Consider the following 17283-nt stretch of genomic DNA (forward strand, 5'->3'; position numbering starts at 1 on the left):
GAAATACCAGTATTATACAGCTTTACGAGGATTTTGTCTCCTATATCTCATGCAATATCCGGGTTAAGAAAATTAAAAATAAATTAATGGAAAAAAAGGAGATTGTTATGTCAAGTCAAAAAGAAAGCTTAAAGAAAAAAATATTCAAAAAAAGTATGTTTGCTGCTTCGGCGGCAATGATACTTGCAAGCACTAGTGCACTTGGTACGGCTAACCGAAACGTAATAGCAGGCGATACAATTTTATCCGGCGGCACAAATCTTGATGGAGCAGGAGGGGTAATACAATTTACGCAAAGTTCTTTTGCGGGATTTCAACAAAACATAATTTCTGACATAGATTTTAACAGTAGTTCTGCACAAGTTACTATAGGGCACGGTAAGAATGTTGGAGGTGCTACCGGCGAGAATATAGATCATCTTTTAGGGGAAAATAAAGTAACCTTAAATTTTGTCGGTAATTCTGTAGTTTCTAAAGATATAGAAGTTGCTACGATAAACGCTCAAGGTATTAATTTTGACACCTTAGTTTTACAAAAGAATGTTACCGTCGAAGCTCTTAATTTTACAGCTGCAAGTGCTGCCGGAAGGGTTCAGATTGGCGGATCGCTTACAACACCGGCAGGAGGGAGGGGAGTTACTTTCGGCAAGAATGCCGCTGGTGGAACATTAACGTTTAATGGAGCTGTAGGAGGAGAAAATCCGGCAAATTATACTTTTGCAAGTCCGATAGTAAACGGTGGGAATGGTACGTTAAATGTGCAAACTAAGCTTACCGCAACAAATTCAATTATCGGTACACTTAAGGCAATTAATATAGGATCAGGTGGATTTCCTCAAACATTTACTATAGCAGTAAATGCATCGGCTTTGAACCTTCTAGCAGTAGGTGGGACAGTTGCTATGGGGAATGACAATTCAACGTTTGTGTTAGCTCCGGCTGAGCCTCAAACGGTAACGTTCAACGGTAACTTAAACAGTGTAGGAGGCGGTGGCGGAATAGTTAATTTTGACGGTACTAATGCTTTAGTCGTTCAAGGTACCGGGGGTGTAAAAATCGGTAATGGAGTTGAGTTGGATCAGTTAAATATTATTGGCAAGGTTACTGTTTCAGGAGGAGTAACAACCAAGCTCGATGTTAGCGGTACGGACATGCTTAATATTAAAGCCGGTTCAACATTTACCGATGAGAGTGTTACCTCGGTAAAGGTTGCGGCAATAAATATAGGGGAAGTAGAGGGAGCAGCTACTTATATACTTGATGCGGTAAACGATGACTTTGCTCTTGATACCGGTGGTATAAGTTTTAAAAATGCAGCCTCAGTATTACAATTAGCATCTTCGGATGCACGAGGAAATGATAGGAGAATAACCATAAATGCAGATTTAAATCCCGGTGGGATAGGGAAAGGTATTGTTGCCTTAAATTCTGCAACTGCAGGAGAAGTTTTAACCATAGACGGAAAATTTAAATTAGGTATTGCCGGAGATAATACCTTAAATAGCGTTACTTTTGCCGGTAAAGGAAATATTACCGTAATACCGACGATTAATGCGGCAAATCCTCTTTCGGTGGGGCTAGAAGGTGACTTAATTCTCCGTAATGTTAACGCCGGTATTACTTATACTGCGGGGACAAATCTGACGGTGGACGATGTTAACGGTAACGTAGATTTTAAAGGTCAAGCTACCGCTACTCTTAACCTTACTGCTAATTCAATGATTACCGGAGCAGTAGATAGTACAGGAGGTGTAGGAGGTAAGTTAAACCTAGCAGAGAGGATTGTAGTCGATGGAGTAATAGGGGGAACGAAGTCACTCACGGCTGTAAATTTTAACGGCACAGGTATTAATTTAACTAAGGTCTCCAATGCCAAGCTTTTCACTGTTAGCGACAGAGCTAACGTCTCAGCGTATCGTCTAATGACCGGAGACGTAACCATTGAGGGAAACGGTATATTATCAGCTGAAGGCAGGGTAGCGGGTAACGTAGCAGCCGGAGGCGGTACATTTAAGGGAAATGTGACCGGTAGCGGTTCAGTAGGCGTCAATGGTGATTTTACCGGTAATGTTTCGACTAGTGCAACAATAGCCGGCGGTGATTTTACCGGTAATGTCGGTACTACGGTAACCTTCAAGGGAGAAGGGACTCTAACAACCGGCAGTGTCGGTGATCTGACGGATTTTGCCGGTAAAGCCGGTACGGTAAATGTTAAAGATACCGGAACACTTGCCGGAGTAACTAGCAGTGACGGAAATTTTATCGGTAACTTAAATTTTGCCGGAGATGCTAATGTTACGGAAGGCGTAAGTAATATAGGAGCAATTACCCTTAACGGTGCTAACGGGAAGATAGTTAATTTCCAACAGGACGTATCGGCTGCTTCGCTTAGCTTTACTGATGCCGGTACGGCAAATTTACTAGGATCGCTTACAACAACGGGAGAGGTTGATTTTGGTGTTAGCGGTGGTACACTAGAATTGTCCGGTCTTGTCGGTGATGCTAATCCTGCTAACCATACTTTTAACAGTATAATAGCGAATGGGGAGACCGGTATCTTAACCGTTAACACTACGCTCACTGCAACCAAGTCAGATATTGGAAAAGTAAAGACGATTAATATAGGCAATGCTAAAACATTTACCGTAGATGCAAGTGCCGGAGCGGTTAATCTTCTACAAGCCGCAGGAAGTACTATTACATTCGGTGATGCAAAGTCAGTATTTAGATTAACTACTAATACAGCACAAACGGTAACTTTTAATAACAGTTTAAACGGTGGAGCCGGTAATACGGGAATAGTTAATTTGAACGGTAACGGTAATACTTTAACTCTTGCAAGTAATAAAGGTGCTAAAACACTCGGTGGTGCTAATAAACTTGCAGAACTTAATGTTAGCGGTGCTGTTACAATTTCAGGTGCTGATACTAAACTTGATGTTAGTAACGTAGCTGTGCTTAACCTAGCTCCTGCTTCCGTGTTTACCGATAAAAGCCTTACCTCAGCAAAAATAAATGAAATTAATATAGGTGTAGATGGAGCCAACGGTAAGGCAACTTATGTTCTTGATGCTGTTAATGCACCAATAATTGGAGCGATAGGGGATTTGCCTGGATCTCCCGAATTTACTCTTAACGCTTCCGGTGTGAATTTTGCAAATCCTGACTCAGTGTTAAGGCTACAATCTACAGCACCCGCAGGCGTGCTCTCCACAATCCAGTTAATGGAGGATTTGGCACCGGCAGCAGGCACCGGTATAGTTGAATTAAATTCTGCCAATGAAGGTGCTACTCTTATAATATATGGTCAAGAGAAGTCATTTGGTACGGCACTTAAGCCATTAAAGCAGTTAATTTTTTCCGGTGAAGGACTTATTGTTGTATCAGCAAAAACTTTTACTCCGGAAATCCTATTAAATGTAGCAGCAGGTCTTACCGATTATGTAACTTCAAATATTACATATGCTACCAATACCGAATTTGAGGTTGGAAATGTTACCGGTAATATGGATTTTGCAAATCAGGCGGGTACCGCAATTTTTACCAGTATAATATTAGGAGAGAGTGCACAAATTACCGGTAATATTACGAGTACCGGTGGATCTAACGGTACCGTAGAGTTTGTGGATAACGGTATAATCGGCACGGTCGGTGCAACAACAATTACGAATCTCAAAATGTTAAAAGCCGGTGCAGATAATAGCACCGTAACGATTAATTCCGGCGGGAATATGTCCATCGATGAGATTCAAGGAATCGGTACCGGTACTATAGTATTTGCCGCAAATACTAAGTTAACGGGAGATATTAATATAACAGGGGGTAAGGCAGTTAATTTAACATTTACAAATGGCGGTACTATTAGTGGAGATGTAGGGACAGGTGCCAAAATTGGTGATATCGTCCTTCAAGGGGGTGAAACAACATTTTTCGGTAAAGGTGAGGGTAATACCCTTTATATAGTGCCGGGTAATGGAGCAAAGCTTGATAGTAGAGGTGAATTTAACTTTAAAATTGTAATAGGTTCTCCTCCTACTCCCCATGCTTTTCACCCTGCTGCTTTGGTAACTACAGTAAATGATACTTTATGGATAGCCCATAGCGATAAACCTGAAATTTATCAAGGTGATATTGCAAGTGCAGATATGCCTTTAAAGGCATTTCAGGTAGATGGATCAGACATAACGTTTTTAGACACGGTATATATTAATAACCTTAATTTTACTACACCTAACTCCGTTACGACAAACTTTAAAGGTATAGCTCAAATTGGTGAAGCAACGACTATCGGTAATAAAATACATACTATAGCTATATCAAATGACGTAACTACAGGCACGTCTTCTTTTGGCTCTGAATCTAACCCTCTTAAGACTATACAATTCCTTACCGATAGTACATTCACCGCTAATAGTCCTAGTATTTATTCAACTATTACCACTAATACAAATAATACAGGTACTGTAGTTTTTAATGCCGATAACGGCTTTACCGATGATTTAGGAGATAGCAATACTAGCCTTAACACTGTACAATTCCGTAGCGTTAAAGGTACAGTAAAAGGAGATACTTACTCGCAAAATATCTCTATCGATTCCGGTAAATCTGCAATATTTACAGGATATACTAGTAGAAAGCTAAGCGTAGCTGATGCCAAGGTAAACGGTGTTTTCGTTCCACGATCAATAAAAGAATTTAATTATAAAACTAAAATTGTTGCAGATAATTTTACCGGTGCCGATGCTAGCTCTTCAGGCACTTTTAGTAATGCAGCCTTAATTCAGAGCCCGATTAAAGGCGGCAGCTTTAAATTTGAAGATGACGTATGGTTACAAAAACCGCTAACCGGAGTAGATAGCGTTACTTTTGCTCCAAAAAAAATATCAATAATACAATCAAATTTAGAGGCAAAGAAAATTATTGCCGATCAAGCTACTTTAATGTTTATTGATAATAATCTAGCTCTTAAAGGAGATGTAACAGGTAGCAATATCACACTTGACCTTGGAAATAATCAAGTTACTTATACGGGTAATGCTGCTCCTAGCGGCGAGCTTACTATTAATGTCTTTTATGACGTGACAAATAGCGGCACAAGCAACAATACCGGTAGCGGTAATATAGTTATTGCAGAGGGATCAAATATTGACTTATCAGGCGTAACCGCACTTAAAATATTGTTAACCGCCCCGTCTAGCCCAAATAGCATAAGCGAAAATAGTGCTTACCCTATAATTACTTCATTATCAGGTAATGGAATAACCTTAGGAAATGCTGCGAATCTTCCATTTAACGTTACCACTAATGAAGGAGTATTTGTAAGGTGGGTTATTAATTCCGCTTCCCTTACACTTTATCCTGTAGAACTAACCGGTGATGTAGCTGTAGATAATATAATTAAAAAATCGCTTGCTGCTCCTCTTGAAACAGATACGGCAAAACTTGCTGACGTTATAATAGCACAGCCGGATCAAGTAAAAGTTATATCTAATCGTTTAGTACCGATTATTCCGCTTCCTTCAAATGAAATACATAGAATAACGCGAATTAGACCCCCGTTCATTATGCCGGCTGTTGAAATCGGTAGAGATACCGGTATTGGTAGCAGTGGTGTAAGTTCCGGTGCAGCAAGTACGGGAGCTACAACTACTAATCCGAATGACGGTTTTAATGCAGCAAGAGGCAATACGAATGCCGGTACTAAAGATGTTTCTGATAGAACTTCTAAAATTAGAGATGCTGAAAATGCTTCGGATAGCATAGCTGCAGAGCAAGAACAAGATGTTTCTCGTAGGGGAGGTGCGGCTGTCGGTGCCGGTGATTGTGATAGTAATAAAGTTATCTATGGTCTCTGGGGTTCTCCTTATTTTGGTAAAGCTACACAAAAGCAGCAAAATAATCTTATGGGTTATAAATTAAAATCCGCCGGTGGGTCGATCGGGCTTGATACTGCAATAAATGACAATATAGTACTCGGAGCCGCTTATACGAAAGTTGATACTAAGTTAAATTACCAAGATGCTAAGATCGGTAATAATACTAAGATTAACACGAATATGTTCTCGGTATACGGTTTATACAATTTTATAAATAACTGGTTTGTAGAGGGTATAACCTCGTATTCACGTAGTATAATCAAAACTAACGAGGTTCGTAATATAATAAACGGTACGGAAACGGCTCATGCTAAATATCGTTCTTATTCTTATAGCGGTCAAGTAGTCGGTGGGTATAATTATTTATGGAACGAAACAACCTTGTCGCCAATGGTCGGGCTTAGACTTGCTAAAATGAAAGACTCCGGTTATCATGAATTCGGTACGTCGTTCCAGAACTTAACTATTAAGAAACGCCAATATAACAAGTTTGAAGGAATAGTCGGTGGAGAAATTAAAACAACCTTCTATAAAGGCGGGTTTTTAATAAAACCGCAAGTACATGCCTTTATTAATTACGACTTTAAAGGTAAAACGCCGTCGATCGTTGCAGAGCTTGACGAATATACAAATCTGCTGACCGTGCCTACGGCTAAAGCTACTAAAACGTTATATGATTTAGGGGCTGGAGTAGAGCTTAAGAAAGGTAGAATGGAGTATGGTTTGCACTACGGTTTGAACCTTGCAAGAAAATACCAAGCTCAGAGCGGTACTGTTAAGGTAAAAATGAACTTCTAAGTAATAAGTAGCGTTGTTGTGCTATGTGTCATTCCCGCGAAAGCGGGAATCTAGAAAAAAGTCCTTTCTAGTCATCCTGAATTTATTTCAGTATCTACTAAAAAAGATGTGCAAAACTTGTTCAGCATGACGCTAGACTAGATTCCCGCTTTCGCGGGAATGACATCAAAAATTTGATCTATGCAACAACAAAGGTACAAGCCACGGTATGACACCGAACGCTTTACAAAAATTCGACCCAGGCAGCAACGCCGATACCGCCTCGTAATGATGATGTTTTCTACAACACTTTCGATCCACGCAGGCAATGCTTCACAGGAAGGACATAAACAATATTATTATACTTAGAGGGGTTCTTTACTTAGCTGTTTGGTTCGTCTAGATGATTTTTTTCGTAATTTTCGTACCGTTCTTGTGCTTCAATACACAATGTGGCAATGGGTCGTGCTTGTAGTCGTTTTATGCCGATCGGCTCACCTGTTTCTTCACAATAACCATATTCTTTATTTTCTATGCGTAATAAAGCTTCTTCTATTTTATCTAGTAGTTTACGGTATCTGTCTCTTGTGCGAAGTTCAAAAGCCGTATCTGTTTCAATCGAAGCTCGATCGTTAAAATCTGGTTCGTTCCAATTTTCTTCTCTAAGATGGTTTAAAGTTTCTCGTGATTCACCTAATAACGAATCTTTCCATTCTAAAAGTTTTTGCCTAAAATATTCTAGTTGCAAAGGATTCATATATTCCTCTTTTTTAGAAGGAGCATAACCTGATGGTAATATAAGTTTAGGCATATTAATTTCTCGATACTAAAGCTTTAAAATAATATAATGGATAACTCAAAATTAAAGCAAGAAGATTATATTAATTTAAGATATTTTTCTTTTTTAATAGGATGGGAAACGTTATATACTGCTTCTAAATGCTTAATATTAGTTTTAGTATAGCTTTGAGTAGTAGATAAGCTTTTATGTCCCAATAATTCTTGAATAGAGCGTAAATCAGCACCGTTTTCAAGCAAATGCGACGCAAAACTGTGCCTAAATGAGTGTGCCGTTAAATATTCCGGTAGACCGTAAAAACGTCTCAATTTAATAAGTTCACGATTAAAAACGGGAGGTTGCAATTTTTTGCCTTGTTTTCCTCTAAATATCGGTTCCTGATCATTTAAATCATAAGGTAATAATTTTAAATATTCTTCAATTAAGCTGCGAACGATAGGTAGCCAAGGGATAACTCTTTCTTTATTGCCTTTGCCGACTACCTTAATAAAATCTAAATTTTGCAGGTGAATTTTAGTAATAGATAATGCTTCGGAAATTCTTAAACCCGAAGCATAAATAAGAATAAGCAGTGCCTTATTTCTAAGTTCCAACCACTCAATATTAGTAAATTCATTAATATGTTCAAGTGAGATAATAGTATCATCTTGTGATAAAGCTTTAGGTAATAATTTATTTTTTTTAGGATTTTTAACAGAAAAAATAACATGACAATTTATATGAATTGTCTTTTCTAAAAATTTATAAAAATTCTTTACGGCAGATAAGCCCCTAGCAATAGAAGAAGCGACAAAATTATCACACTGCATTTTTGATAACCAACTTCGTATAAACCTTATATCCACCTCTTGTATACGATTAATAGTTACTAATTCTGAATTATAATAATTCAGAAATTCAAGAAAGTGCTTAAGGTCATTACTATAAGCAATTATAGTATGATCGGAATAATTTTTTTGTAGTTTAAGGTATTTCTGCCATTTGTCTATTAGCTCTTTAGTGTGAATATCCAGTAACATTATTAAATCTTCAATAATTTAGTAGTTTCCTATTTTAACATAAAATAAGAAATTTTACTAAATTATAAATTTTTATGTCTAATAAAAGTCTAACTGTTATTGACTCGTATTTTTATAAATGTTAGCATGCTTATACGGTATGCGTTTGCTTAACGTAAATCTTGTAGACTAAAATTCTTTATTAATACTTATGTATAAAGTAAAACAATATCTTTAGGAGAAAGGCAATGTTAAATAATACACAATTTTTGGATATGATGAAATCTTATATGAATCCGGAGGTTTATATGAGTTCCATAAAAAATATACCTAACGTCGATCTTTCGTCTGTTACGGGTACTATGCAAAGAGCTATGAATATTTTTACGACGACCAACCAAATAGCTGTTGAAAGCATGCAAGCACTAATTAAAAAAAATTCTGAGATTTTACAAAGTAACGTTAATAATATTGTGAATTCTACTAAAGAAGCAATGAATTCCGGAGATATTAAACAAGCAACGGATTGTCATCAACAATGTTTGAAATCAGTTTATGAAACATCTATAAATAATGCAAAAGAACTAGCAAATATTGCTTATGAATCTTCTGCAAAAATATTAGAAGCCGTAAATAAAAACGTTGCCGAAAATGTACATCAAGCTGCGGAAAATGTGCAAAAGAAAAAATGATAATAGCTAAGGCATTGTTGCGTGGATAGGTTAAAGCGTGTTCTATGTCATTCCCGTGAAAACGGGAATCTAGAAAAAATACTTACAATAAACAAAATGACATAAAAAATTCAAGCCAACGACGCTACGACGTTTCGCAATGACTATCCAGGTTCAATATCTGAGCGGATTTAATTGTCGTTTCCGTGTGTGACGTTAAAAGAATGATCCCGCCGCTATTTGCTTTCATAACAATCAAATTATTTAATAAATCTCGGTTCTCTTTGCTTAAGTGAGTCTCTACTTCATCCAATAACCATAAATCCGATTGACAAGCGATAAGCCTTGCTAACGCCACCGTCTTCTGTATGCCTTTAGAGAGTTTATAGCATTTTTCATTTAACAACTCATATAATTTAAAATAATATATTGCTGCCTCAACTGTTTCAGGTGAGTTATAAATTTCCGACCAAAATTTAAGATTATCAAATACGGTCATTTCAGTTTTTAAGGCTAAATTATGCCCGATATAGTTACAGTAAGGTTTTTCTAAAATATTGCAATTTATATTCTTATAATAAATATTCCCATCAGTCGGTTGCATGATGTTTGCAATCATCTTAAGAAGAGAGGTTTTTCCTGAACCGTTTACTCCTTGAACACAAACAATAGAAGACGGCAAAAAAGTAATACTCAAATTGAACAAATTTCTTTGCTCGATATTAAATTTTAGTCGATGAAATGATAGCATTTGTAATTATTAAGGTTATAAAGTTTCTGATGTTATTGTTGCGTGGATTGAATTTTTGATGTCATTCCCGCGAAGGCGGGAATCCAGAGAATATTTAAGCGAATTATATAGTAAATTTTTATATAATTTTGCTTATTTTAAGTGTTTTTTCTGGATTCCCGCCTTCGCGGGAATGACATACAGCACTTTTTGTTAATTTTTTTTGCATAAGACACCCTTAATATGTACACAACACATATTGTAGCATGTTCATAAAAATCAATCAATTATTACTAATATGTTATGCTAACACATTAAATCATTTAAAATATTTGTTTTTTCGAGTAAGCTAACTAAAGTGATTTAATTTGAGGGTAAAATGACTAAAGGCAATAATTCAAAATATATTAAGGAATTATTAGTAGACAATATTATATATAAAATATTTGATATCAATAAAGCCGCAAGCGATATTGATCTTAATCTTAAAAAACTTCCTTTTAGTTTAAGAGTGTTATTTGAAAATATATTGCGTTGTCACGGTCTTGAGCAAAATTTGTTACTTTTTAAAGAATGGTTGGTAAATAAAAAATCAACCGCAGAAATAGCTTTTATGCCGACTAGGGTTTTGATGCAAGATTTTACCGGTGTGCCTGCTATTGTTGATTTGGCGGCCATGCGGGATGCTATGCAAAAACTCGGCGGCGATACTTCAAAGATTAATCCGCTTATTCCCGTCGATCTCATTATAGACCATTCAGTAAGTGTGGATTATTATGCTTCTAACGATTCATTTACTAAGAATGTCCAAATGGAAATGAGGCGTAATTTAGAGCGTTATGAATTTTTAAAATGGGGACAGCAAGCATTTGATAATTTTAGAGTAGTACCGCCGGGTACCGGAATTTGTCACCAAGTAAATTTAGAATATTTAGCAAAAGTAATATGGATAAAGGAAGAAGGAGGCGTAAATATTGCCTATCCCGATACGTTAGTCGGTACGGATAGCCATACTACTATGATTAACGGTTTATCCGTTCTCGGTTGGGGAGTTGGCGGGATTGAAGCGGAGGCGGCAATGCTCGGACAACCGCTATCGATGATTTTACCGGAAGTAATAGGCGTTAAATTAAGCGGTGTTTTAAGTGGTACGGCTACCGCTACCGATCTTGTTTTAAGAGTAACGGAGTTACTTAGAGCAAAAAAAGTGGTCGGGAAATTTGTAGAATTTTACGGCGAGGGGCTTAATTCTCTTTCGCTTGCCGATAGAGCAACTATTGCTAATATGGCACCTGAATACGGAGCTACTTGCGGTTTCTTCCCGATCGATAACGAAACTCTAAAATATTTGGAGCTAACCGGTAGACCTTCGGCACATATTAAATTAGTAGAGCAGTACGCCAAAGCACAAAATTTGTGGTATAGTCTTGATGATGCACCTGAATATACCGATATTTTAGAGCTAAATTTAAATCAAATATCTTCTTCTTTGGCAGGTCCGAAGCGTCCGCACGATAGAGTTAATTTAGAAGATACGGCAAATAACTTTAAACACGAATTGCCGTCGCTTGCTTTAAATGAAACGGATATAGATAAAAAATACCAAGTTAATAATAAAGATTATCTCCTTGGACATGGTGACATAACAATTGCGGCAATTACTAGCTGTACTAATACCTCAAATCCTGATGTTATGATTGGTGCAGCTTTGCTTGCTAAGAAAGCAATAGAGGAAGGAATTGCCGTAAAGCCGTGGGTTAAAACTTCTTTAGCTCCAGGCTCGAAAGTAGTGACGGAATATTTAAAAGCTAGCGGTCTTGATAAATACCTTGACGACCTGGGATTTAGCTTAGTCGGTTACGGCTGCACTACTTGCATAGGCAATTCTGGTCCGCTCATGCCGGAAATAGAAGAAGTAATTAATAAAAATCAGCTTGTTACGGTTGCTGTTCTCTCCGGTAATAGAAATTTTGAAGGTAGAATAAATCCTTCAGTTCGTGCTAGCTATCTTGCTTCGCCGTTATTAGTCGTAGCCTACGCCTTAGCCGGCACTGTTAATATTGACCTTGCTAATGGTGTGATAGGAAAAAATGATAAGGGAAAAGAGATTTATTTAAAAGATATTTGGCCGACAAAGCAGGAGATAGATGAAGTAGTTAAAGATTCGATTAATTCATCTATGTTTATAGATAAATATGCAGATATATTTGTTGGACCTAAAGAATGGCAAGAGTTAAAAATTAGCAATACGGCTACTTATAATTGGCGTGAAGAAAGCACTTATATACAAAACCCGCCTTATTTTGACAATATAACGGAAGAAAATAAAACTATACAAAATATAATATCGGCACGAATTCTTGCGGTTTTTGGAGATTCTATTACTACCGATCATATTTCGCCGGCAGGAAATATTAGTAAAACAAGTCCTGCTGCTAAATATTTAATGGATTATAATATAGATATTGCGGATTTTAATTCTTACGGATCACGCCGCGGTAATCATGAAATAATGATGCGTGGAACATTTGCCAATATTCGGATAAAAAATGAAATGTGCGAAGGCGTTGAAGGAGGAGTTACTATAAACCAATTAAATGGTCAGCAAACAAACATCTATGAGGCGACAATGGATTATAAAACTCACAATATTCCATTAGTAATTTTTGCCGGAAAAGATTATGGTAGCGGTTCGTCAAGAGATTGGGCAGCTAAAGGACCTCAATTGCTCGGCGTGAAAGCCGTAATTGCCAAAAGTTTTGAACGAATCCATCGATCGAATTTGGTAGGGATGGGAGTCTTACCGCTTATTTTTACAAATGGTATGACTAGAAAAGATTTAAAACTTGACGGATCGGAGCTTGTTAATATTGAAGGCTTAAATGATCAAATAAAACCTTATCAAAAGCTTAAATGTGTGATAAAAAGACAAAGTGGAACAGTAGAAACTGTTGATTTAATATTGCAAATATTTACGGATAATGAGATAAACTATATAAAACACGGCAGTATAATGCATTTAGTAGTGCAGAATTTAAAGAATTGAGAAGTGATACTCACCGTCATTGCGAGGAGGGCATTGTTGCGTGGCTCGAGAAAAGTGCCGTATGTCATTCTCGCGAAAGCGGGAATCCAGAAAACAGTAAAACAAAAATACTAGTAATGTATTGGGTATATATATTATGTTCTAATCGCAATGGTACTTTATATATTGGTATTACTAATAATATACTGCGTCGTACTTATGAACATAAGCAAAAAATAATCAAGGGTTTTACGACAAAGTATAATGTTATAAAGCTTGTCTATACAGAAGAATTTACTGATATCAAAGAAGCCCTTGCAAGAGAAAAAACGTTAAAGAAATGGAATCGTAGTTGGAAAATAAAATTAATAGAAAAAATCAATCCTGAGTAGGAAGATTTAGGCAAAGATTTTTCTGGATTCCCGCCTACGCGGGAATGACATTGAATCTATGCAATAAAATTCCTTTTCCATAAAAATAACAAAGGAACAAATATATGGATAAACAAATAAAAGAATACACTCAAGCAGGTAAGAAAAACCTAATTATATTATATATCTTATATTTATGCGGAATTGTTGCTCCTTTATTACCGGTAGTCGGCGTATTTTTTGCTTATGTTAATAAAGATGTTAGCGATAGATTTTTATCAAGCCATTATATATTTTTATTTCGTACTTTTTGGCTTGCATTTATCAGCTATGTCATATCAACAATTACTATGATAATTTATATCGGGTTGGTGTTATATATAGCTGTATCTCTTTGGTTTTTGCTACGCATTGCCGTCGGCTTTAAATATTTACTAAACGACCGATCTCATCCAAATCCTGAGACGTTTTGGATTAAATAATTAAAGTGAGATGTCATTCCCGCATAGGCGGGAATCCAGAAAATACAAAAAAGTCATCCTGAATTTATTTCAGGATATACTAAAAAGATGCTGAAACAAGTTCAGCATGACAAGAATGGATTCCCGCCTTCGCGGGAATGACATAAAGGAGTTCATGAATGACCTCTAAAATTGGTAAAGATTAATAGTATAAAGAATGATAAAGCTGACTATAAATGAGCAAGAAGTAGAAGTACCGGAAGGTAGTACGGTTTTTCAAGCATGTACAAAAGCCGGTATAGAAATCCCGCATTTTTGTTATCATGAGAAGCTGAAAATTGCCGGTAATTGTCGTATGTGTCTGGTTGAGATGGAGAAATCGCCAAAGCCTATTGCTTCGTGTGCTATGCCGGCGGGTAATGGTATGGTAATTCATACCGATACCTTAATGGTTAAAAAAGCACGAGAAGGAGTGATGGAGTTTTTACTCATTAACCACCCTTTAGATTGTCCTATTTGTGACCAAGGCGGTGAGTGCGATCTGCAAGATCAAGCTTTTAAATACGGTAAAGCTACTAACAGGTTCCACGAGAATAAAAGAACCGTTAAAGATAAATATATGGGACCGCTCATTAAAACGGCAATGACCAGATGCATACAATGCACTAGATGTATTAGATTTGCCAATGATATAGCCGGCATTGAAGAGATGGGTGCTATTCACCGAGGTGAGCATATGGAAGTTACTTCATATTTAGAGCAAAGTTTAGATTCTGAAATTTCCGGTAATATGATCGATATTTGTCCGGTCGGTGCTTTAAACTCTAAGCCTTATGCCTTTAAGGCTCGCAGCTGGGAACTGAAACATACCGATGGGATAGGAGTGTTAGACGCGGAAGGTACTAATATCCGTATTGATAGCAGAGGCGAGGAAGTAATGAGGATATTACCTCGCATTAATGAAGAAATTAACGAAGAATGGATTTCGGATAAAATTCGCTTTAGTTATGACGGCTTGAAATATCAGCGTTTAGATCGTCCATATATTCGAAAAAACGGCAAATTAATTGAAGCAAGTTGGAGTGAAGCTTTAAAAGTCGTAGCCGATAAAATAACATCGCTACAAGGCAATCAAATAGCTTCTATAGCCGGCTCGCTTGCTTGCGTAGAGTCGATGTTTACTTTAAAAACTTTATTGCAAAAAATCGGTTGTAATAATTTTGACGTTAATCAGTTTGGTTATAAAATTGATAATTCAAACAGAGGTAATTATTTATTTAATACTGGCATTGCCGGTATAGAAAAAGCCGATTTATGTTTATTAATAGGTGCAAATCCAAGGCAGATAGCACCGGTGTTAAATAGCCGTATCGGTAAATGTCAGCGATTAGGCACATTAAAAGTTGCAAGAATCGGCGAGGGACATAATCAAACATATAAAGTGCAGGAACTAGGAAATAGTGTAGAAATAATTAAAGATTTAGCTGAAGGAACACATGAGTTTGCGAAAGAGCTAAGTGAAGCAAAATATCCGATGATTATAATTGGTGACGGAGTATATTCACGAAATGACGGCTATGCTATTTTATCGCTTATCCATAAAATTACCGATAGATATAATATTGTACGAGAAGCTTGGAACGGTTTTAACATACTGCATAATCATACTTCTATTGTCGGTGGGCTTGATATCGGCTTTAACTCTATTACTACCAACGAAATTTTAGCTAAAGCAGAACAAAAAGAAATAAAATTAGTTTATTTGCTAGGAAGCGATGAGATTGATTTTGATAAACTAAAATCAGCTTTTATTGTATATCACGGTCATCACGGAGATTTAGGTGCAACAAATGCCGATGTGATTTTACCGAGTGCCGCTTATACTGAACAAAGCGGTATTTACGTCAATTTAGAAGGTAGACCGCAAATATCAAACAAAGCAGTAGAACCGGTAGGCGAAGCTAAAGAAGATTGGTTAATCATTAAAAATTTAGCTAATCATTTAAAGATAGAAATTGGTGTAAATAATTTAGAAGAAGTTAGAAGCAAGCTAGCAGCCGAATATCCGATATTTGCCAATATCAATAAAATTATAGAAAATAAATTTGTAAAATTTAGCTCTAAAGATAAGTTATTAAAAGATGATATAGTGACGCCATTGATCAATTATTATATGACGGACGTAATTAGCAGAGCTTCGGTTACTATGGCAAAATGCGTGCAAGCAAAGCAGGAACGAGAGGAAGTAGCATAATGTGTATCTCGCATTTGGTTAAAGCGTATTCGATGTCATTCCCGTGAAAACGGGAATCCAGAGAATATTTAAGCGAATTATATAGTAAATTTTTATATAATTTTGCTTATTTTAAGTGTTTTTTCTGGATTCCCGCTTTTAGCTAGAATGACATACAGCACTTTTTTAGAGCCATGCAGCAATGCTATAGGTGCTTTCTCTATGACGGGGTTTTTCGAGCCATGCAACAACGCTCACAGGCAGGAATGACATAAAAACCGACTCTTTAGATTAACTAAGTATACCAATTATGACCGAACTTTTTTATGAATATGCTTGGCCGTTAATTCTTATAGCGTTAAAAGTAATAGCGATTACTCTCCCTTTGATATTATGCGTTGCATGTTTAACTTATGCGGAGCGTCGAGTAATTGGGTTAATGCAGCTACGAAGGGGTCCAAACGTTGTCGGTCCTTTCGGTTTGTTGCAGCCCATAGCCGATGCCGTTAAATTACTATTTAAAGAGCCTATTATCCCGACTAACGCCGATAAAATATTATTTATCATTGCACCGATTATTACTTTTATCTTAAGTTTAATCGGTTGGGCAGTAATTCCTTTTGCTAAAGGGATAGTACTTGCCGATATTAATGTCGGCGTTTTATATATTCTAGCAATATCTTCGCTAAGCGTTTACGGAATTATTATTGCCGGCTGGGCAAGTAATTCGAAATACGCATTTCTTGGAGCGATCCGCTCATCGGCACAAATGATTTCTTACGAAGTATCGATGGGGCTGGTGATTGTTACTGTATTACTGACTACCGGTAGCCTTAATTTATCCGAAATCATTGAAACACAAAAAAACTTGCCGTGGTGGATAGATTTGATGTTATTACCGATGTGCGTTGTATTTTTCATCTCAGTTTTAGCCGAAACTAACAGATTACCTTTTGACCTACCGGAAGCAGAGTCAGAGCTAGTAGCCGGTTATAACGTCGAATATTCTTCTATGGGATTTGCTTTATTCTTCTTAGGCGAATATGCTAATATGATATTAGTAAGTGCAATTACTACAACTTTCTTTTTAGGTGGCTATTTGCCGCCTTTTAATATATCATGGTTGGCTTTCGTGCCAGGCTTTATTTGGTTTGCTTTAAAAGTCGGATTTTTATTATTCTGTTTTTTATGGATCAGAGCAACCTTGCCGAGATATCGCTATGATCAGCTAATGCGTTTGGGATGGAAAGTATTTTTGCCGTTAACTTTATTTTGGGTTATACTAATGTCAAGCGTGTTAATGTATACCGATAATTTACCGAATTCAAAAGTGTTTATATAA

At 36.7% G+C, this 17283-nt stretch carries 10 protein-coding genes; 7 read left to right on the forward strand and 3 right to left on the reverse strand.

Annotated elements, in window-relative coordinates; translation table 11 throughout:
* Positions 1-107: 107 nt before the first annotated feature.
* Positions 108-6674, forward strand: a complete 6567-nt coding sequence (locus AAGD48_RS02630; protein WP_341790343.1) for an autotransporter domain-containing protein — start codon at positions 108-110, stop codon at positions 6672-6674.
* A 361-nt stretch (positions 6675-7035) separates the two neighbouring features.
* Here the strand turns inward: AAGD48_RS02630 and dksA are convergent, their stop codons facing one another.
* On the reverse strand, positions 7036-7464 hold the full coding sequence (gene dksA, locus AAGD48_RS02635; RefSeq protein ID WP_341790344.1) for an RNA polymerase-binding protein DksA: 429 nt from the start codon (positions 7462-7464) through the stop codon (positions 7036-7038).
* A 65-nt stretch (positions 7465-7529) separates the two neighbouring features.
* The gene (locus AAGD48_RS02640; protein ID WP_341790345.1) at positions 7530-8471 is read right to left on the reverse strand and encodes a tyrosine recombinase XerC; all 942 of its coding nucleotides are present in this window, start codon (positions 8469-8471) and stop codon (positions 7530-7532) included.
* Between the two features lie 227 nt (positions 8472-8698).
* Here AAGD48_RS02640 and AAGD48_RS02645 point away from each other — a divergent pair, with 227 nt between their 5' ends.
* Entirely contained in the window at positions 8699-9142 is a 444-nt protein-coding gene (locus AAGD48_RS02645; RefSeq protein ID WP_341790346.1) for a phasin family protein, read from the forward strand.
* 124 nt (positions 9143-9266) lie between these two features.
* Here the strand turns inward: AAGD48_RS02645 and ccmA are convergent, their stop codons facing one another.
* Positions 9267-9872 (reverse strand): heme ABC exporter ATP-binding protein CcmA, encoded by a 606-nt coding sequence (ccmA, locus tag AAGD48_RS02650; RefSeq protein ID WP_341790347.1) that lies wholly within the window; start codon positions 9870-9872, stop codon positions 9267-9269.
* Positions 9873-10230: 358 nt separating this feature from the next.
* Here ccmA and acnA point away from each other — a divergent pair, with 358 nt between their 5' ends.
* From acnA to nuoH, 5 genes are all read left to right on the forward strand, one after another.
* The gene (acnA, locus tag AAGD48_RS02655; protein ID WP_341790348.1) at positions 10231-12897 is read left to right on the forward strand and encodes an aconitate hydratase AcnA; all 2667 of its coding nucleotides are present in this window, start codon (positions 10231-10233) and stop codon (positions 12895-12897) included.
* A 116-nt stretch (positions 12898-13013) separates the two neighbouring features.
* Complete coding sequence (locus AAGD48_RS02660) at positions 13014-13268, forward strand: GIY-YIG nuclease family protein (RefSeq protein WP_341790710.1); 255 nt, start codon at positions 13014-13016, stop codon at positions 13266-13268.
* Positions 13269-13372: 104 nt separating this feature from the next.
* Entirely contained in the window at positions 13373-13729 is a 357-nt protein-coding gene (locus AAGD48_RS02665; RefSeq protein ID WP_341790349.1) for a hypothetical protein, read from the forward strand.
* A 196-nt stretch (positions 13730-13925) separates the two neighbouring features.
* Positions 13926-15962, forward strand: a complete 2037-nt coding sequence (gene nuoG, locus AAGD48_RS02670) for an NADH-quinone oxidoreductase subunit NuoG (protein WP_341790351.1) — start codon at positions 13926-13928, stop codon at positions 15960-15962.
* 289 nt (positions 15963-16251) lie between these two features.
* The gene (gene nuoH / locus AAGD48_RS02675; RefSeq protein ID WP_341790352.1) at positions 16252-17283 is read left to right on the forward strand and encodes an NADH-quinone oxidoreductase subunit NuoH; all 1032 of its coding nucleotides are present in this window, start codon (positions 16252-16254) and stop codon (positions 17281-17283) included.

Origin of the sequence: Rickettsia endosymbiont of Polydrusus tereticollis, assembly GCF_964026385.1 — a bacterium.
GTDB lineage: Bacteria > Pseudomonadota > Alphaproteobacteria > Rickettsiales > Rickettsiaceae > Rickettsia.